General features: G+C 72.6%; 17 protein-coding genes. 11 read left to right on the forward strand and 6 right to left on the reverse strand.

The window, feature by feature from the left end; all coding sequences use genetic code 11:
- Window positions 1–2: 2 nt before the first annotated feature.
- Window positions 3–566, reverse strand: coding sequence for a hypothetical protein (locus tag ABZ928_RS17945; protein ID WP_361519309.1), 564 nt, complete (start codon window positions 564–566; stop codon window positions 3–5).
- Between the two features lie 480 nt (window positions 567–1,046).
- On the opposite strand from ABZ928_RS17945, the gene ABZ928_RS17950 reads away from it, so the two are divergent.
- On the forward strand, window positions 1,047–2,252 hold the full coding sequence (locus ABZ928_RS17950; RefSeq protein WP_361519312.1) for an MFS transporter: 1,206 nt from the start codon (window positions 1,047–1,049) through the stop codon (window positions 2,250–2,252).
- 43 nt (window positions 2,253–2,295) lie between these two features.
- Here the strand turns inward: ABZ928_RS17950 and ABZ928_RS17955 are convergent, their stop codons facing one another.
- The 5 genes from ABZ928_RS17955 to ABZ928_RS17975 all read right to left on the reverse strand — a co-directional run bounded on the left by ABZ928_RS17955 (window position 2,296) and on the right by ABZ928_RS17975 (window position 8,202).
- Complete coding sequence (locus ABZ928_RS17955) at window positions 2,296–2,757, reverse strand: hypothetical protein (protein WP_361519314.1); 462 nt, start codon at window positions 2,755–2,757, stop codon at window positions 2,296–2,298.
- Between the two features lie 153 nt (window positions 2,758–2,910).
- Window positions 2,911–4,542, reverse strand: coding sequence for a methyltransferase (locus ABZ928_RS17960; RefSeq protein WP_361519316.1), 1,632 nt, complete (start codon window positions 4,540–4,542; stop codon window positions 2,911–2,913).
- A gap of 97 nt (window positions 4,543–4,639) precedes the next feature.
- Window positions 4,640–5,815 carry a 4-hydroxybenzoate 3-monooxygenase gene (locus tag ABZ928_RS17965; RefSeq protein WP_361519319.1) on the reverse strand — a complete coding sequence of 392 codons (1,176 nt, stop codon included), beginning with the start codon at window positions 5,813–5,815 and terminating at the stop codon, window positions 4,640–4,642.
- Window positions 5,816–6,029: 214 nt separating this feature from the next.
- Window positions 6,030–7,427 (reverse strand): DEAD/DEAH box helicase, encoded by a 1,398-nt coding sequence (locus tag ABZ928_RS17970; protein ID WP_361519322.1) that lies wholly within the window; start codon window positions 7,425–7,427, stop codon window positions 6,030–6,032.
- A 163-nt stretch (window positions 7,428–7,590) separates the two neighbouring features.
- Window positions 7,591–8,202, reverse strand: coding sequence for a TetR/AcrR family transcriptional regulator (locus ABZ928_RS17975; protein ID WP_361519324.1), 612 nt, complete (start codon window positions 8,200–8,202; stop codon window positions 7,591–7,593).
- A 244-nt stretch (window positions 8,203–8,446) separates the two neighbouring features.
- Between ABZ928_RS17975 and ABZ928_RS17980 the strand changes: the two genes are divergently transcribed.
- From ABZ928_RS17980 to ABZ928_RS18025, 10 genes are all read left to right on the forward strand, one after another.
- Window positions 8,447–9,697: a sedoheptulose 7-phosphate cyclase gene (locus ABZ928_RS17980; RefSeq protein ID WP_361519327.1), complete on the forward strand. Its 1,251-nt coding sequence runs from the start codon at window positions 8,447–8,449 to the stop codon at window positions 9,695–9,697.
- Complete coding sequence (locus ABZ928_RS17985) at window positions 9,694–10,758, forward strand: ketoacyl-ACP synthase III family protein (protein ID WP_361519329.1); 1,065 nt, start codon at window positions 9,694–9,696, stop codon at window positions 10,756–10,758. Before ABZ928_RS17980 ends, ABZ928_RS17985 begins: the two co-directional genes overlap by 4 nt.
- Window positions 10,755–11,963 (forward strand): MFS transporter, encoded by a 1,209-nt coding sequence (locus ABZ928_RS17990; protein ID WP_361519332.1) that lies wholly within the window; start codon window positions 10,755–10,757, stop codon window positions 11,961–11,963. Before ABZ928_RS17985 ends, ABZ928_RS17990 begins: the two co-directional genes overlap by 4 nt.
- On the forward strand, window positions 11,963–12,955 hold the full coding sequence (locus ABZ928_RS17995) for an alcohol dehydrogenase catalytic domain-containing protein (protein WP_361519335.1): 993 nt from the start codon (window positions 11,963–11,965) through the stop codon (window positions 12,953–12,955). Before ABZ928_RS17990 ends, ABZ928_RS17995 begins: the two co-directional genes overlap by 1 nt.
- Entirely contained in the window at window positions 12,948–13,787 is an 840-nt protein-coding gene (locus tag ABZ928_RS18000) for an SDR family oxidoreductase (protein WP_361519338.1), read from the forward strand. Before ABZ928_RS17995 ends, ABZ928_RS18000 begins: the two co-directional genes overlap by 8 nt.
- The gene (locus tag ABZ928_RS18005; protein ID WP_361519341.1) at window positions 13,784–14,683 is read left to right on the forward strand and encodes an NADP-dependent oxidoreductase; all 900 of its coding nucleotides are present in this window, start codon (window positions 13,784–13,786) and stop codon (window positions 14,681–14,683) included. Before ABZ928_RS18000 ends, ABZ928_RS18005 begins: the two co-directional genes overlap by 4 nt.
- An 85-nt stretch (window positions 14,684–14,768) precedes the next feature.
- A complete protein-coding gene (locus ABZ928_RS18010; RefSeq protein ID WP_361519344.1) occupies window positions 14,769–15,635 on the forward strand; it encodes a VOC family protein in 867 nt (288 codons plus the stop codon).
- Window positions 15,632–16,489: a TIGR03619 family F420-dependent LLM class oxidoreductase gene (locus ABZ928_RS18015; RefSeq protein WP_361519347.1), complete on the forward strand. Its 858-nt coding sequence runs from the start codon at window positions 15,632–15,634 to the stop codon at window positions 16,487–16,489. The genes ABZ928_RS18010 and ABZ928_RS18015 overlap by 4 nt, the downstream gene beginning before the upstream one ends.
- Window positions 16,486–17,157 (forward strand): HAD-IA family hydrolase, encoded by a 672-nt coding sequence (locus ABZ928_RS18020; protein ID WP_361519350.1) that lies wholly within the window; start codon window positions 16,486–16,488, stop codon window positions 17,155–17,157. The genes ABZ928_RS18015 and ABZ928_RS18020 overlap by 4 nt, the downstream gene beginning before the upstream one ends.
- Complete coding sequence (locus tag ABZ928_RS18025; protein WP_361519353.1) at window positions 17,154–18,167, forward strand: ROK family protein; 1,014 nt, start codon at window positions 17,154–17,156, stop codon at window positions 18,165–18,167. The genes ABZ928_RS18020 and ABZ928_RS18025 overlap by 4 nt, the downstream gene beginning before the upstream one ends.
- Window positions 18,168–18,172: the final 5 nt, after the last annotated feature.

Here is an 18,172-nt window from a genome sequence, read left to right on the forward strand (position 1 = left end):
TCTCAGCGCTTCCTCGGCAGCAGGTCGTCGAGCCGTGTCCCGCCCGCCCAGCGTTCCAGCGCCGGGCTGTCCAGCAGGACGGTCGTGCCGTCGCGCTGCGCCCAGCGGATGTCGCGGGCCTGGAAGGTGCCCCGGTGCACTATCAGGTGGACCAGCGGGTCCGGACCCCCGCGGTGGGCGTGCGGGTGCGGCAGATCCTCGTCGGGCAGGGGTTCCGCCACCGGCCGGAAGGCCACGTCGAGCCGGCGGCCGTCCGGATGGCGGGCGCACAGGCGCGGCCGGTCCGGCGCCGGTAACAGCCGTACCTTCCACTGGTCCCGGCGCAGCATCCGCGCCACCGCCAGCGCCAGGCCCTGGATGTCCAGTTCGAACAGCTCCTGCGGGGTGTAGTGGCCGCTGCGGCGCCGGGCGCCCGGGCGGCGCCGCCTGAGCCCGATCGCGAGCACGACGCCCAGCACGAGGACACCGACTACGGGAACGACGATCCCGGCGGCCCGGGACCCCAGGACCAGGACGGCCACGACCGCGCACACCACCGCCGCCAGGACCACGAACCCGGGCAGCACATCCCGGAACCTGGGCCCGTAGCGGCCCTGCCTGCGCAGCCGACGTACCGTGTCCCGTTTCCCATGACGCTGATCCCCACCGTGATGCCCACCGCGCTCCCCACCGTGATCGGACGTCCATGACGGGCGTGCCACAGTGTCAGCCCCCCTGCGTCTGCCTACGCGGACTCCGGAGAACTACCCAGCGGGCCGAACGAATGCTCGACCGACGATGGAGAACCGGCCAAGCGGCGGGGCGCACGGATGCACCGGACGGCGCAGAGCCCGAAGGAAGCGAAACGGCACGCCTGTGACATGGATCATGGCGGCCGGGGCGGGATCTTGGAATGTCCGGGACCGTGCCACTGCTGTAGCCGTTACGGGCTTTCCATGCCCTGGGGGCGCCGGGCGACGATGCCAGGCACGACGGATCACCAGTAGACCGAGGCCGCGCCCCCGCACGCCCTCCCGCTCGCCGCCCCTGAAAGGTTGTCCTGCGCCATGCCGCTGGCTCTCCTGGCCCTGGCTGTTGTCGCTTTCGGCATCGGCACCACCGAGTTCGCCACGATGGGACTGCTGCCCCAGATCGCCGACGGGATAGATGTGTCGGTGCCCCAGGCGGGCAACATCGTCTCCGCGTACGCGCTCGGTGTCGTCGTCGGTGCCCCGGTCTTGACCGGTATCGGCGCGCGCGTCCCGCACAAGCGGCTGCTGCTGCTCTTGTCCGGCCTGTTCGTCATCGGCAACGTCGCATCGGCGCTCGCCCCCAACTTCGGGCTCCTCTTCGCCGCCCGCTTCCTGGCCGGTCTGCCGCACGGAGCGCTGTTCGGCGTCGGCGCGGTCGTCGCCTCCCGCCTGGTCGCCCCCGACCGTGCCGCACGCGCGGTGTCGAAGATGTTCCTCGGCCTGACCATCGCCAACATCGTCGGCGTCCCCGCCGGTACCGCCCTCGGCCAGCAACTGGGCTGGCGGTCCGCGTACGTCGCGGTCGCCGTCATCGGTCTCGTCGCCCTCGCCGCGCTGGCCGTCTTCGTGCCCCACCAGCCCCGCGGTCAGCAGTCCGGCGTCCGCCACGAACTGCGGGCGATGGGCAACAAGCAGGTCATGATCGGCCTGGCCACGGCGGTCGTGGGCTTCGGCGGCTTCTTCGCCGTCTACAGCTACCTGGTGCCGATGCTGACCAACATCACGGGCCTCTCCGACTCCTCGACCACCCTGGTCCTCGCCCTCTACGGCGTCGGCATGACCCTCGGCACACTGATCGCCGGCCCGCTCACGGACCGCGCCCTGCGCCCGACTCTGTACGCGGGCCTCGCCCTGCTGTCCTCGGCGCTGGTGGCGTTCTACTTCACCGTCCACAGCACCGTGCCCGCCCTGGTGACGATCACCTTCATCGGCGCGATGGGCGCCCTGATCACGACGCCGGTCCAGATCCTGCTGATGGCCAAGGCGAAGGACGCCCCCACCATGGCCGCGGCCTCCAACCACTCCGCCTTCAACCTGGCCAACGCGGGCGGCGCCTGGCTCGGCGGCCTCGCCATCTCGGCGGGCTGGGGCTGGGCCTCACCCGTCCTGGTCGGCGCGGCCCTCGGCGTGGCGGGCCTGGGCCTGGCGTTCATGGGCGGCCTCCTGGACCGCGACGGCAGCGGCTCCGAGGTCATCGCGACGTCGGGCGCGCAGCAGGAGCAGGTGACGGCCGCCCAGTAACAGCGCCGCTCGCTGGCTAGAGGCGTACAGGCGGCCGGGCGGCTCAGTCCCAGAGCGGATACGACACGGTCGGCGCGAACCGCTCCGGGCGGCTCGCCGTGTAGGTGAGCGTGATCCGGGAGTAGTGCGAGAGCTGCGGCCGCTTCTTCCACGGGCGCGGATGATCGAGCCGTACGGTCACCGGGTACGCGTGGAAGCGGCCCGCCGCGCAGTACGGCGTGCAGTCGTTGACCCAGTTCACGCCCTCGGCCCGCGCCGCGTCCGCACCCCACCGCGACCACTGGAGCGAGGCCAGGCGGCTGTTTCCGTCGCCGCAGGCGAGCATGAACTCGGTCGGACGGACCTGTGGGTGCCACAGGCAGTCGACGAGAACCGGCTGAGCGACCTGGGCGACCTGCTCGACGGCCACCGGGCCCGACCGGTTCGCGGACGGTGTACCGGCGGCGGTGGCGAGGGCGGCGACCCCGCAGAGCGCGATCGCCGTCGTCAGTACACGTATCCGCATGACCGTTCCCCGCTGCCGCTCGCCGCCGGATGTCCCGGTTCCGACGCTACGACCGGTGACCGGTGGGCACCACTCGGACGGAGCAGCACGGCGCCGGCCGACCATGATCACCACGCAACCCGTGCGGTCCCTCGGGCGCGCCGGTCGTCACGGTCATGGGTTCCGGACGGCGTGCAGGAGCGCGGCGCCCAGCGGCAGATCATGGCGGGCCGTCACAGTGAAGCCGGCTTGCGCCAGCAGATGCTCGTAGTGCTGGGCGGTCCGCTCCCTGCCGCCCACGTTGCAGAGCATGTGGACGTCCCACGCCACCGCGGGCGACGGCGCCCCCTCCTCGTGGGGCAACAGCCGCTCCACGACGAGGAGTTCGGCGCCCGGCCGCATCGCCTGCGCGCACCGCCCCAGGATGGTCAGGCACCGTTCGTCGTCCCAGTCGTGCAGCACCCGGGAGAGCAGATAGACGTCCCCGCCCTCCGGTACGGCCGTGGTGAAGTCCCCGGCGACGAAGGAGCAGCGCTCGTCCAGTCCCGCCGTGGCCAGTTCCTTGCGCGCCGCCTCCAACGCCTCGGGCCGCTCCAGCAGCACGCCCTCCAGATGCCCATGGGCGCGCAGGACCCGGCTGAGCAGGGCGCCGTTCCCGCCGGCTACGTCGACCACGCGCCGCGCGGCGGAGAAGTCCACCACATCCGGTACCGGCGTGAACATGTCCGCGCTCGCGGCCATCGCCCGGTGGAACAGGTCGCCCAGTTCGGGCCGTTGGGCGAAGTGCGCGAAGTGATGCTGCCCGTGGCGGTGGGCGAAGGCCTCGCGTCCGGTGCGCACGGAGTACGTCAGGTCGGCGAAGGAGTCGTAGAACGGGCCGCCGTACAGCAGTGCCAGCGGCTGGAGGGAGAACTCGGTGGCGGTGCACAGGGGTTGGCCGAGCGCGGTGAGGTGGTACGTGTCCTCGGCGCAGGTCAGCAGGCCCAGCGCGCTGAGATAGCGCAGCAGCCGCCGCAGCGCGTCCGGGTCCGTGCCCGTGAGCTCGGCGAGGTCGTCGGCGCCGAGCCCGGGCCGGTCGGTGAGGTGGTCGGCGATGCGGAGTTCGGCCATGGTGGCGACGGCCTGGGTGGCCCAGGCGCCGGTCATGACGCCGAGCAGGGAGAGCGCGGGGTCGGGGATCGGCTCGTGGCGGCCGGGCAGCCGGAGTTCGAAGCGGCGGTGCCGGCGGGTGCGGAAGTACAGGACGGTGACGTTCTCGTGGCCGTTGTACCCGCCGCCGTCCGGCACCGCCCCGCCCCGTTCCGTCAGCAGCGTCCGCAGCCCGGCCGGGACCACCGTCCCCGGCGAGGTGAGGGCGAAGGCGTGATGCGCCTCGTGCTCGTGGACGCGCTCCTCGTCGGCGACGCTCTGCATGGGGGAGCCGGGCGGCACGGGCAGCGCGAAGATCTCCACGCTCCGCCCGTCGACGGGGACGTGCACGATGGCGACCGGGGTGTCACCGACGAGCGAGCCGTGGCGACGCATCAGCCGCTCGCGGACCACCACGCTCGGTGTGACGGGCCCCGGCGCGAACCCGTGTCCGCGCAGGTCCTCGCACAGCCCGTCGAGGGTGGCGGGGAAGACGAGCACGGCGGTGTGGTCGAACACGAGATGACGGCAGACATCGGCGCGCTCCTGGGCCGTGAGTCCGGGCAGCAGGTCGGCGAGGACCTTCTCGGTGTCGAGGTCGCGAATCTGAGCGGCCGCGCGGTCGATCCGTTCCAGGTCGGATGCGTGCAGGCAGGCCTGAGCGACAGGGAGGTTCATGAAAGGGGGTTCCCGATGATGGTGGGGGCAGGACGGGGACGTGCGGGTCCCCGGGATGCAGAGGAGCTGGGGGTAGTGGATCTGCCGCAGGGGGCGGTCAGATGCCGGTGTAGTTCTCGGCGAAGAAGTCCTGATGGGCGCGGGAGTCGCGCAGACTGTCCAGCCGGGCGTACTGGAGCGCCCGCCCGTAGCCGGCCTCGGCGCCGTCGCCGGCCGGGCCGTGCAGGAGCCCGCTCATCCAGTGCGAGAACTCATGAGCACGCCACACGCGCGGCAGACAACTGGCCGTGTAGCGGGCGAAGCCGCTGTCGTCTCCAGTGGTCAGCGCCCGGTGCAGCGCTTCGGCGAGCAGTTCGGCCTGGAGGACGGCGAGGTTGGCGCCCTTGGCCGCCGACGGGCTGATGAGCCCGGCGGCGTCACCGGCCAGCCACAGCTGTCCGGCGCCCGGCCTCTCCAGTACGTCGGAGCGCAGGTCGACGACGGCCTTCTCCAGGACCGGGCCCTGCTTGAGGGGGCCGAACTCGCCGGTCCGCATGCGTGTGGCCAGCTCGCTCCAGACGCGATCCTCGCTCCAGTCCGCGGAATCGGTTCCTCTCGGGCACTGGAGGTAGTACCGGGTGACGGACTCGGTACGGGCCATGTGCCCGGCGAATCCCCGCTCGTGGAGGGCGTATCCCACGGCCGCCATGCTGGGCGGGGCCTCGACCAGCACCGCCAGCCAGGACACTCCGTGATCCCACCGGTCCACCCGCGTCCCCCGGGCGGTCAGCGCCCGGCGTGCTACGCCCCGGTGCCCGTCGCAGCCGGCGACATACCGTCCCGTCACCTCCGCGCCGCCCCGCACCCGCACCCGGCCCCGCACGATCTCCTCGGCCTCGGCCTCGAACCGCAGGTCACCGCCCCGCCGCAGATACTCGGCCACCAGGTCCCGCACCAGCTCCTGCTGGGGATAGACGGTGTGCACCTCACCCTGGCCGAGCTTCCCGTAGTCCAGGGTGAACTCCCCGCGGTCGCTACGGAACAGACAGGTCCGGTGCGTCCGCCCCCGGGCCCGCACACCGGCGGCCAGCCCGTGGTCGGCCAGCACCCGTACGGAGTGCGCGGCGAGGAAGCCCGCCCTGGCCCGCCCCTCCACGGCCGCACGGCTGCGCCGCTCCAGGATCACGCAGTCGACGCCTCGGTCGAGCAGCAGATTCCCCAGGACCAGCCCCGCCGGGCCGGCTCCGAGGATGACCACTGCGACCTGTTCCCCCGAGTGGAACCGTTTCTTCATACCCGCCTCTGGAGTGCTGCACTTGATCAAGGGGTTTCATATCACCCCCATCTGGGGCGTAGGTAACCGAAATTGATCAATTGGGCCGCACGGGTGACTGCGGGATGATCCGGCGTCAAAAGGCGTTGTGAGAGGCCGTGTTCGGGTGGGGCGGGGCGCACGCGTGCCCCTGCACTCGGATGCCCCCTGTGGGCGGGCACAGCCCCTGTGGGCGTCAGCGGCTCTTGCGCACCCGGGCCGCCGCGCGGGCTTCCGCCGCCTTGCGGGCCTCGGCGGACTTGCGGGACTCCTTCGCGGGGCGGCCCGTACGGTTGCCGAGGCCGCGGAAGGGGATGTTGCCGGTGCTGGACCTCGTCGCGGTCGGCGGCCGCTTCGCACCGGTGATGGCGGTCAACTGCGCCTCGCCGGAGCGCACTTGGGTGACCGTCGGGCGGATGCCGGCGTCGGACATCATGCGGTTGACGTCCCGCCGCTGGTTGGGGGTGACGAGGGTGACCACGGTCCCGGACTCCCCGGCGCGGGCCGTGCGTCCGCCCCGGTGCACGTAGTCCTTGGCGTCGGTGGGCGGATCGACGTTGACGACGAGGTCGAGTGTGTCGATGTGAATGCCCCGCGCGGCCACGTTGGTGGCGACCAGCACGGTGATCTCGCCGTCCTTGAACTGGCCCAGCGTGTGGGTGCGTTGAGGCTGCGACTTCCCGCTGTGCAGGGCGCCGGCGCGGACGCCGCTGGCCCGCAGGTGGCGGGTGAACTGGTCCACGCCGGCCTTGGTGTCCAGGAACATCAGCACCCGGCCGTCCCGCGCGGCGATCTCGGTCGCGGTCGCGTACTTGTCGGCGGGATGGATGTTCAGCACATGGTGTTCCATCGTGGTGACCGAGCCCGCCGCCGGGTCGACGGACGCGAGCACCGGATCGTGCAGGTACGTCTTCACCAGCTGGTCGACGTTGCGGTCGAGCGTGGCCGAGAACAGCAGCCGCTGCCCGTCGGGGCGCACCTGGTCCAGGATCTCCGTCACCTGTGGCAGGAACCCCAGGTCGCACATCTGGTCCGCCTCGTCCAGCACCGTGATCCGCACCTGGTCGAGGCGGCAGTCCCGGCGTGACACCAGGTCGGTCAGCCGCCCGGGCGTGGCGACGAGCACCTCGGTCCCGGTGCGCAGCGCCGCCTGCTGCCGGTTGATCGACAGTCCGCCGACCGCTGTGGCCAGGCGCAGGTTCAGGGTCCGCGCGTAGGGCTCCAGCGCGTCGCTCACCTGCTGGGCGAGTTCCCGGGTCGGCACCAGGACCAGCGCGAGTGGCCGCTTCGACTCCGCCCGCGTGCCGGCGATCCGGGCGAGGAGCGCCAGCCCGAAGGCCAGCGTCTTGCCGGAGCCGGTCCGGGCGCGGCCGAGGACGTCATGGCCGGCCAGCGCGTTGGGCAGGGTGGCGGCCTGGATGGGGAAGGGCTCGGTCACTCCCAGGTCGGTCATCGTCGCCACGAGCTTCGCCGGCAGTCCGAGCGCGTCGAAGGAAGCGGCGGCGGGCAGGCCCGGGGACCGCGTCTGAGGCGTCCGGGGAGTCTGCGGTGCACCGGCAGCGGCAGATCCGGAGTCCGACGGCTTCGCGTTCATGGGGGGACCCTCCTGAGGTGGCGCCCCGGAATGGTCCGGGGCCCGTACCCTCCGGTACGGGCCCCGGTGAAGTCGAAGCGTGGGGTCATTTTATCAGCGGACGCCCGTCCGCCCCGCTGCCCGCAGCCCCGGGCCCCCGGCTCCGCCCCCTGCGCCGGACGCGTCACGCCTCGCCCAGCAGCACCCGGACCGACTCCCACGCCATCCCCGCCACCGTCCGCAGCGCCTCGGTCGACGCGCCGTCCCGGGCCCGGTGCGACATGCCCTGGACCACCACCCCGGCGAACTCGGCCACTGCGCGCGCGTCGGTGGCAGCCGGGAGGAGCCCCGCCTCGACGTCGGCTCTGATGCGGGCCTCCAGGCGGTCGATGTTGGCGTTGCGCAGGTCGCGGAGGCGGTCGGCGACCTGCTGGGCGGCGTCGGAGACGCGGGTGGCGGAGCCGATGATCAGGCAGCCGCCGGGGCCGTCGGCGAGCGTGTAGGTGTCGGCCGCCTCGTGCAGCAGACGCCGGATCAGGGCGGGGGAGCGGTCCTCCTCGTCGAAGGCGCGCTGCATGAAGCTGCCTCTGCCGTTGTTGTAGTAGTCGACGGCGGCGTAGAAGAGCCCCTCCTTGCTGCCGAAGGCCGCGTAGAGGCTCGGAGCGTTGATCCCCATGTCCCGCGTGAGGGTGGCCACCGAGGCGCCGTCGTAGCCGTGCCGCCAGAAGGCGAGCATGGCCTTCTCCAGGGCGTCGTCGAGATCGAACTTACGGCCCTGGCCGCGTACGCCTGCCATGTGGTGCTCCCACGTCGTCGTTGAGCGAGCTCGGTCGCGTGCGTCGGCCGGAGGCGCGACGTCACGTCAGTGTGATCCATTATTCATGTAGCGATCGCTAAACGAATGATATGGTCGCCAGGCCCGTGAACGGAACCGCTGCGCCCACCATGCGTGGTTCCTCCCGCACTTCGGTGCGGCGCGGCGCGGCGACAGCGCGGTCGCGGCCATGACCCATCACGCCTGCACACCGTGAGGACTTCCTGTGCGTATAAGTGCCCCTTACACCGATGGCTTATCCCGCCGACACTCCACCTCGCCGTCCTGGACCGTCGAGGCCGTCAAGCAGGTCCGCTACCACGTCGTCGAGGCATCGGGCCTGTTCGACCCGGACAGCACCCAGCTGCTGTCCGGCTGCCCGGACGCCCCGCTGAGCTCCGGCGACCGCCGGCTCGTCGTGATCGACTCGACCGTTCACGCGCTCCACGGGGAGCGCATCAGCCGCTGGTTCGACCACCACGGCATCACCGTCACCCTCCTCCCGGTGCGCGCGGACGAGAGCGTCAAGCGGCTCAGTCTGGTGACCGACGTGGTCGACGCGATGAACGACTTCGGTATCGATCGCAGGCGCGAACCGGTGATCGCGATCGGTGGCGGCGTCCTCCTCGACGTCGTCGGACTCGCCGCCAGCCTGTACCGGCGCGGCACCCCCTACATACGCGTCCCCACCACGCTGGTGGGCCTGGTCGACGCCGGGGTCGGCGTGAAGACCGGGATCAACTACGGCCAGGGCAAGAACCGGCTCGGCACCTACGCCCCCGCCGTGGCGACCTTCGTGGACCGCTCCTTCCTGAGCACCCTCGACGCCCGCCACCTCTCCAACGGGCTGGCGGAGATCCTCAAGATGGCGCTGATCAAGTCGGCGGAACTTTTCGCGCTCCTGGAGGACTTCGGCCCGCGGCTCATCGAGGACCGCTTCCAGGGCAGCACCCCCGAACTGGAGACGGCCGCCCGCCGGATCGTCTCCGAGGCCATCCACCTGATGCTGGAAGAACTCCAGCCCAACCTGTGGGAACAGTGCCTGGAACGCTGCGTCGACTACGGGCACACCTTCAGCCCCACCATCGAGATGGAGGCGCTGCCGGAGCTGCTGCACGGTGAGGCGGTCACCGTCGACATGGCGCTGACCACCGTGATGGGACGGCTGCGCGGCGATGTCAGCGAGCACCAGGCCCAGCGCGTCCTGACCCTGATGGACCGGCTGGGACTGCCGCTGTGGACCGAGGTGCTGGCCCGCCCGGGCATCCTGGACGGCGCGCTCGCCGACACCGTGCGCCACCGCGACGGACAGCAGCGGCTGCCGCTGCCGGTCGGCATCGGCCACCACCGCTTCGTCAACGACGTCACCCCCGAGGAACTCGACACCGCCCTCAAGGAACTCGACATCGCGCGCCGGCGCACCGGCCAGGACTTCGCACCGGCCGCCGGACTCGTCCGGGCAGGTGAGGCAGCGTGAAGTGGGACAGCCTCTACATCGAGGGCTTCGGCTCCTATCTGCCCGAAGAGCGCGAGCACGCCGCCGAGATGGTGGCCAGTGGCCGCTACAGCCAGGTCGAACACCGCAAGACCGGGCAGATCTCCGCCGCCGTGGCCCGGCCCGAACGGGGCGAGACCGCACCCGAGATGGCCGTGTCCGCCGGACGCGCCGCGCTCGCGGACGCCGGCACCGACCCCGCCGACATCGATGTCCTGGTCCACGCCGTGGTGCTGCACAACGGCCTGGAGGGCTGGAACTGCGGCGCCTATCTGCAGAGCGAGCTCGGCATAGAGGAATGCGTGCCGATCGAGATACGCACCGCCTGCGCGGGCGCCGTCGTCGGCATGGAACTCGTCGGCCGCTGGTGCGCGGGCTCCGGCAAGGGCATGGTCACCGCCTCCGACGCCTGGCAGCTGCCGCTCTTCGACCGCTGGTCCTCCGACAGCGGACTGGTCTACGGCGACGGCGCGGGCGCCCTGATCCTCGGTCACCGGGGCGGCCCCTTCCGGGTGCTGTCCACCTCCGTCGTCAGCGACCCACTGCTGGAGCGGATGCACCGCGGCGACGACTCGATGGCGATGCCGTACTACGGCTCCGGCGCCCCCATCGACCTGCGCCGACGGGTCGCGGCCTTCGCCGAGGCCCGCAGCACCGAGGAGTTCTGGACCCGCAACACCGCCGCCCTGTCCCGCTGCGCGGAGACCGCCCTCGCCGACGCCGGCACCGCGCACGCCGACATCGCCCACTGGCTGGTGCCCAACTTCGGCAAGGTCCTGCTGCGCAAGCAGTGCTTCGGCCCGCTGAAGATCGACGCCGCTCAGACGCTCGCCGCACGCGGCTGGGAGATCGGGCACACCGGCGCCGCCGACCCGGTCGTGGGCCTGGACCTGCTGCGCCGCTCCGGTGCCCTCACCCCGGGCGACCGGCTGCTGCTCACCGGCATAGGGGTCGGCTTCACCTGGGGCTGCGCCGTCGTGGAGTACACCGGCGAGCCCGCACCCACCACCGACACCAACGAGAAGAAGGGGAGCGTCCGTTGACCGCCACCACCCGCACCGAGACACCGCCATCCACCGTGGGGACGGGCGCCAACGCCGCCGTCCTGTGGATGCTGCTCGCCGTCTTCGGCGTCGGCACCGTCGAATACCTCGTCGCCGGCGTCCTGCCGGACATCGCGGGCGACGTGAATGTCTCCGACGCCACCGCCGGCCTCCTGGTGACCGTCTACGCGGTCACCGTGATGATCGGCGGCCCGCTGCTCACCATCGTCACCACCCGGGTGCCGCGCACCGCCCTGATCATCGGCTCCATGGCGGTCTTCGTCATCGGCACCCTCGGCACGGCGCTGGCCGACAACTTCGCGCTGCTGGTCGTCTTCCGGATCGTCACCGCGCTGCCGCACGCCACCTTCTTCGCCCTCTGCCTGGTCCTCGCCACCTCGCTGGTGCCGCCGGAGTTCCAGGGCCGGGTGATCGCCCGGGTCTCCCTCGGCCTGAACCTGGCCACCGTCCTCGGCGTGCCGCTGGGCACCCTGATCGGCGGCGAGTTCGGCTGGCGGACCTCCTTCGTGGTGGTCGCGGTCTTCCAGACCCTGGTCACCGTGGGCCTCGTCGCCGTCACCCGGAACGCCCCCGCCCGCCCCGCCGGGTCGATCTCCGCCGAACTCACCGTGTTCACCCGCCCCTCGGTGTGGGCGGCGCTCACTCTGACCGCGCTCAGCCAGGCGGCCCTGTTCGTCGTCTTCACCTACATCGCGCCCTACCTGCGCGACTACACCGGCTTCTCGTCCGGCCACGTCACCCTGCTCCTCTTCGTCTTCGGCCTGGGCTCGGTGCTCGGCAACCAGCTCGGCGGACACTTCGCCGACCGCTCCATCGACCGCACCCTGCTCGTCGCGCTGGGCGCGCTCACCGTGGCGCTCGGCCTGCTGGCCCTGTTCGGATCGAGCACCTGGTTCACCGCGCCCTGGCTCTTCGTCCTCGGTGCCGCGGGCTTCTCGATCATCCCGCCGCTCGCCTCGAAGCTGATCACCGCGGCGAGCGAGGCCCCCAACCTCGCGGCCACGGTCAACATCGCCGGCTTCCAGCTCGCCAACGCCGCCGGCGCCTGGATCGGCTCCGCCACCCTCTCCCTGGGCGCCTCGCTCGCCTCGCTGCCCGCCGTCGGCGCCGCCCTCGCGCTGGCGGCCGTCCTCGCCCTCGCCCTGGGCACCCGCCGCACCCGTACGGCGGGGGAGGGCCGTTGATGCGGGCCGCCGTCATAGACAAACCCCACAGCGCGACCCTGGTGGAGACCGTCCGCCCGACCCCCGGCCCCGGCCAGGTCCTGGTCAGGATCGCCTACGTCGGCCTGTGCGGCAGCGACCTGGAACTCCTCCACGGCACCTCCCCCTACCTCGCCGACGGACGGGCCGCCTTCCCGCACCGCTTCGGCCACGAATGGGCGGGCACCGTCGAGGAGTTCGGCACCGGCGTCACCGGACTGCGCCACGGCGAGGTGGTCACCGGCTCCACCATGATCCCCTGCCAGTCCTGCCGCTCCTGCGCCAACGGACACCGCAACCTCTGCACCGAACTGCGCGAGGTCGGCCTGTACGGCTGGACGGGCGCCGCCGCCGAGTACCTGGTGATGCCCCGGCACGCCCTGGTCCCCTTCGGCCCCGGCACCGAGCGGCCGCGCCCGGCCCACGTCCTGGTCGAACCCCTGGTCACCGTCCTGGAGGCGGTCCGCGCGGCCGAACTCCGCCCCGGTGACCAGGTCCTGGTCATCGGCGCGGGCACCATGGGCAGCCTCGCCGCCGCCGTACTCGCCCGCTACCCGGTGACCGTCGACATCGCCGAACCCGGCAGCGTCGGCCACCTCCCACCGGGCAGCTACCGCGACCACGTCCCGCGTACGGCCGACGCCCCCACCGGCTACGACCTCGTCCTGGAGTGCTCCGGCGCCCCCGGCACCCTCACCGCCGCCCTGGACCGGCTGCGCCCCGGCGGGCTGTGTCTCCTGGTCGGCGTCGCCGCCCGGACCGAGACCGTCGACCCCGGGCGGATCACCCTCGACGGTCTGCGCATCTCCGGCGTCCGGCACGGCGTGGACCACTACGCGCGGGCCGTCGCACTGGTCGACGAACTCGCCGCGGACCTCGTCGACCAGGTGATACCGCTCGCCGAGGTCGCCCGCGCCTTCGACGTGCTCCAGCACGGGCGGACGCGGCCGAAGGTGGTGCTGAGCCTTGTCTGACCGCCGGCCCGCCGTCGACCTCCACACCACCCTCATCACCGGCGCCAGCAGCGGCATCGGCCGGGCCACCGCCCGGGCGCTCGCCCGCCCCGGCCACCGCCTCCTCCTCGGCTACGCCACCGGCGAGGACCGGATCCGCCGGATCGCAGAGGAACTGGCGGACACCAGCGGCGCCGAGGTCGTGCCGGTCCGGGCCGATCTCCGCGATCCGGAGGCCGCCGTCGACAGCTGCATGGCCGCGGTGGAGCGAGCCGGGCGCATCGACTGCCTGGTCAACAACGCCGGCATCAACGACCGCAGCGCCGCCGACGCCCTCGAACTCAAGCGCGCCGACGAGGTGTTCGCGGTCAACGCCCTGGCCCCCATGGCGCTCGCGTCCGCGGTGGGCCACCACATGATCAGGGCCGGCGTCCGGGGCAGCATCGTCAACGTCACCTCCGTCCATGAGACCGTGCCCATCACGGGCGGCGCCCTCTACTGCGCCAGCAAGGCCGCCCTCGGCATGGTCACCAAGGTGCTCGCGCTGGAGTTCGGGCGACACGGCATCAGGGTCAACTCCGTGGCCCCCGGCGAGACCGCCACCGCCATGAACGGCGTCCACGACGAGGACACCTACCGCGAGATATCCCGCCCCGACATCCCGCTCGGACGCCCGGCCGGAGCCGAGGAGATCGCCTCGCTCATCGCCTATCTCGCCGGGCCCCACTCCGGCTACCTCACCGGCGCCTCCGTCCTCGCCGACGGCGGACTCGCCCTGACCGCGGCGGAGGCCAACGCCCGCCACGCCTTCACCACCGTGCCCGCAAGCCCGAGGGAGAACCCACCCGCATGAAAGCCGTCACCTTCCAGCACACCGGAGACCCGGACGTCCTCACCTTCGCCGAGGTGCCCGAACTGCCCGTCGGACCGCACGACATCCGCGTCACCGTCACCGCGGCCGCCGTGAACCCGGTCGACCTCAAGACCCGCTCCGGCTTCCTCGACCTGAACCTGACCTACCCGTCCGTCCCCGGCTGGGACGTCTGCGGCGTCGTCGCCGAGACCGGCGCCGAGGTCACCCGGTTCACCGTCGGCGACCAGGCCATCGGCATGATCGCCCAGCCGTCCCACCGCTACGGCACCTACGCCGAGCAAGTCACCGCCGACGCGGGCCTGTTCGCCCACGCCCCAGCCGGACTCCCGCTGGAGGAGGCCGCCGCGCTCCCGCTCGCGGGGCTGACCGCCGTCCAGGCCCTGGCCAAGCTGACGCTGCCGCCCGGCGCCCCGGTCCTCGTGACGGGCGCCGCCGGCGCGGTCGGCCGGATCGCCGTACAACTGCTGCTGAGCGCCGGCCACCCGGTCGACGCCCTGGCCCGCCCCACCGACACCGAACCCCTGCGCGCCCTCGGTGCCGGCACCGTCCACACCCGCCCCGAGGACCTCCCGGAGGCCACGCACACGGCCGTCGTCGACACCGCGGGCGTGGCCGCCTCGATCCGATCGGTCGCCGACGGCGGCCAGTTCGTCGCCATCGACGACAACCTCCAGCCCGAGCCGGAGCGCGGCATCACCCCCGGCAAGAGCTACGTCAACGAGAACGGCGACCAGCTCCAGACCCTCAGCGACCTGATCACCACCAGCCGCCTCACGGTCCCGGTCGGCCGCCGCTACCCCCTCGCCGACGCGGCCCGCGCCCACCAGGACTTCGCCGCGGGCGGCCTGCGCGGAAAGGTCCTCCTGCTGCCGTGACCCACTCGCACCCGCCGACGCCCCCACACCCGGCCACCGGGTTACGCACCGTCGAATCGGACCCCGACCCCGAAGGAAGTCCCGCATGACCACGGCCCCGGACACCTCCCTGTCCCGCACCCCGAGCCCGCGCACCCCGGCCCACCGCATCACGGTCGCGGTGCCCGACGTGGACGTGGCAACGGCCTTCCTCGCGGAACTCGCCGGTCCCTCGACCGTCGACCGGGACGGCGCGGACGGCGTCGTCTCCTTCTCACCCGGCATCGAGGTGCGCCTCGTCCCCACCGCGGCCACCGCCACCCCCGAGACGCCGCCCCGCCTGGTCGACATCGGCACGAACCACCTCTGCCTCCGCGTCGGCGACGTCGACGCGGCCGTCGCCCACCTGGAACAGCTCCCCGGGGTCGACGTACTCGGCGACATCATCACCATCCCCGAGGGCCCGATCCGCGGAAACCGCTGGATCTACTTCCGCTCGCCCTGGGGCACCCTCTTCGAACTCCAGCAGTGGCCCGACACCCCCGGCTACGCCGACACCACTACCGAACGGCTCCACCACGGCCAGCGCCCCGCCGCCGACGCGCCGCTGCCGACCCTCCTCGGCCTGGACCACACCGGCTACAGCGTCCACGACCTCGACGCCACGATCGACCACCTGGTCACCCACCACCAGGCACGCGTCGTCCTGCGCACCGAGATCGCCGCCGACCGGGCCTTCATGCAACGCCAGTTCGGCCTCGACGTGGAAGGCACCTCCGCGATGGCCATGGTCGTCGTCGACGACGCCCTCAACCTCGAACTCTTCGAACACGGAATCCCCGACCGGCAGTCGCCGCGCGCCCTCGACCGCCTCGGCGGCAACCTGCTCGAACTCCACGCCACCCCGAAACCCGCCCCCGAAGCCCACCACGCCCCCTTCGGACTCACCCTCCCCGGACCGGTCGCCACGTGAAATTCGGCATCAACCTGCCCAACTTCGGCCCCCAGATGACCCCCGAGGGCATGCTCACCTGGACCCGCGAGGCCGAGCGGCTGGGCTTCGACACCGTCCTGGTCTCCGACCACCTCGCCCTCACCGACGACGCGCACCGCCGCTCACCCGCCCCCTTCTACGAGAGCCTCGCCACGCTCTCCTGGCTGGCCGGGCAGACCGAGAGCGTCCGGCTCGGCGCGGGCGTCCTGATCGCCTCGCACCGCCATCCGATCGCGCTCGCCCGGGCCGCCGCCACCATCGACCAGCTCAGCGGCGGCCGCCTGGTCATCGGTGTGGGCGTCGGCTGGGCCCCTCGCGCCTTCGACGTCCTGGGCGTGGAGTTCCGCAGACGCGGCCGCCTCACCGACCACACCCTGGACGTCCTGGTCGAGGCATGGACCTCCGACACCGTCACCTACCGCGGCCACCGGGTGCACACCGCACCCCGCCCCGTACAGGACCCGCACCCGCCGCTGTGGATCGGCGGCAACGGACCGCGCGCCCTGGAACGCGTCAACCGCGTCGGCACCGCCTGGCACCCGCTGCACCCCAACCGCCAACTCTGCGCCCGGGCTGCCGCGGTGCTCGCGGAGGGCAAGCAGTTCGCCCCGAGGATCTTCTTCCTCCCCACCGCCACCCCCGCCGACCCCGACTCCCGCCCCCTCGGCTACGGCACACCCGACCAGATCCGCGCCGACATCGCCTTCCTGCGCGAGCTCGGCGCCGACCACGTGATCCTCGACACCGACCCCGGCGACCAGCGTCTGCGCAGGCACTGGAAGGAAGACCTCGAACTGATCCGGCTCGCCGCACACACCCTGGAGCTCGGATGACCTCCCTCACCGCCCGTGCCCTCCTGTTCGACATGGACGGCACCCTCGTCGACTCCGCCGAGTCCATCGACCGCGTCTGGCGCGAGTTCGCCGGCCGCCACCGTCTCGACCCCGCCACCGTCCTCGCCGCGCTGCCCGGCCGCACCGCGCACGACATCGTCGCCGGGTTCCTCCCGGCGGCCGAGGTCACCGCCGAAGTCGCCTGGATCCGGGCCCGCGAGGAGGCCACCGCCGACACCGTCACCGAGATCCCCGGCGCCCGTCGGCTGCTCACCTCCCTGCCCGACCGCACCTGGGCCGTCGTCACCTCCGCCTCCCGCACCATGACCGAACGCCGCCTCACCGCCGCCGGCCTGCCCCTGCCCGCCGTCGCCGTCTGCGCCGACGACGTCCGCTCCGGCAAACCCGACCCCGAGGGCTTCCGCGCCGCCGCCCGCCTCCTCGACGTGGACATCGCCGACTGCGTCCTCTTCGAGGACTCCGCCCCGGGTCTGCTCGCCGCCCGCCGCTCCGGCGGCACCCCGGTCGCGGTCGCCGCCCTCACCACCGAACCGGCGGCGTATCGCGTCGACGACCTGACCGCCTTGACCGCCCGCCCCCAGGACGGCCGTATCCACCTGGAGATCACCCAGGCACAGACCGAACTCGCGGAGGGGATACGGCGGTGAGCACCCCGTCGGTGACCCAGGACCGCGACGACCGGCTCCGTACGCAGGTCGCCGTCGACCTCGGCGGCACCTGGCTGCGGATCCGCACCGGGCAGGGGGAGCCCGTACGGCTCCCCGCGCCCAGCATCCTCAACCGCCCCGGCGAGGACCCGGCGGTACTCCTCGACCAGCTCATCGAGAAACTGGCCGACGCCGTGCCCGCGCACGCGCGCGTGGCGATGTCCTGCGGTGCCGCCATGGACGAGGCGGAGGGCGTACTGCACGGCTCGGGCCCGCTCTGGGGCGGCGGCCCCGACCGGCCCGTCCCGCTGCGCGCCCTGCTCACAGCCCGCCGCCCGGACGTCAGTTGGCACCTGTTCAACGACGTCACCGCCGGCCTCGCGAGCTTCGTCGAACGCTTCGCCCACCCCCAGCACCGCCGTGCCGTGTACATCACGGTGAGCAGCGGCATCGCCCTGCGCACCGCCGACCTCACCGAACGCTCCGTCCCGGTCGACGCGCACGGCATGCAGGGCGAGGTCGGCCACCTCCCGGCCGTCTCCACCGCACCGGCCGCCGTCCGCGCACTGACCTGCCCCTGCGGCGGCACCGGCCACGTCGCCGCCCTGGCCGCCGGCCCCGCCCTCCCGCACGTGGCGACCGCGCTCGGCATCGAAGACCCGGAGGGCATCCGCGACAGCCTCCCCGCCAGGCTGAGGGCAGGGGAGCGGGCCGCCCGCCTCCTCCTCACCACGGTCGTGGAACCCATCGCCGAGATCGTCCGCACCCTGCGCTGCCTCGATCCCCGCATCGACCTCATCGGCATCGGCGGCGGCTACGCCGAAGGCCTCGGCGACCCCTACCGCACCGAACTGGTCCGCCAGATCAGCGAGATACGCAGTTACGCCGACCGCGACACCGGCGCCGACGAGGCCGCACAGGGTCTGCGGTTGTGCCGCCCCGGCGAGGTGGACCCGATGGCAGGCGCGGTCGCCCTCTCCCACGGGTCACTGACCATCACCAAACACTGAGACCA

Source organism: Streptomyces sp. NPDC046909, from assembly GCF_040644695.1.
In the GTDB taxonomy this organism is placed as follows: domain Bacteria; phylum Actinomycetota; class Actinomycetes; order Streptomycetales; family Streptomycetaceae; genus Streptomyces.

What these genes read in the sequence shown, in the direction of transcription:
- ABZ928_RS17950 (WP_361519312.1), top strand. Translation starts at nt 1,047, where the DNA reads ATGCCGCTGGCTCTCCTGGCCCTGGCTGTTGTCGCTTTCGGCATCGGC.
- ABZ928_RS17955 (WP_361519314.1), bottom strand. Translation starts at nt 2,757, where the DNA reads ATGCGGATACGTGTACTGACGACGGCGATCGCGCTCTGCGGGGTCGCC.
- ABZ928_RS17960 (WP_361519316.1), bottom strand. Translation starts at nt 4,542, where the DNA reads ATGAACCTCCCTGTCGCTCAGGCCTGCCTGCACGCATCCGACCTGGAA.
- ABZ928_RS17965 (WP_361519319.1), bottom strand. Translation starts at nt 5,815, where the DNA reads ATGAAGAAACGGTTCCACTCGGGGGAACAGGTCGCAGTGGTCATCCTC.
- ABZ928_RS17970 (WP_361519322.1), bottom strand. Translation starts at nt 7,427, where the DNA reads ATGAACGCGAAGCCGTCGGACTCCGGATCTGCCGCTGCCGGTGCACCG.
- ABZ928_RS17975 (WP_361519324.1), bottom strand. Translation starts at nt 8,202, where the DNA reads ATGGCAGGCGTACGCGGCCAGGGCCGTAAGTTCGATCTCGACGACGCC.
- ABZ928_RS17995 (WP_361519335.1), top strand. Translation starts at nt 11,963, where the DNA reads ATGCGGGCCGCCGTCATAGACAAACCCCACAGCGCGACCCTGGTGGAG.
- ABZ928_RS18005 (WP_361519341.1), top strand. Translation starts at nt 13,784, where the DNA reads ATGAAAGCCGTCACCTTCCAGCACACCGGAGACCCGGACGTCCTCACC.
- ABZ928_RS18010 (WP_361519344.1), top strand. Translation starts at nt 14,769, where the DNA reads ATGACCACGGCCCCGGACACCTCCCTGTCCCGCACCCCGAGCCCGCGC.
- ABZ928_RS18020 (WP_361519350.1), top strand. Translation starts at nt 16,486, where the DNA reads ATGACCTCCCTCACCGCCCGTGCCCTCCTGTTCGACATGGACGGCACC.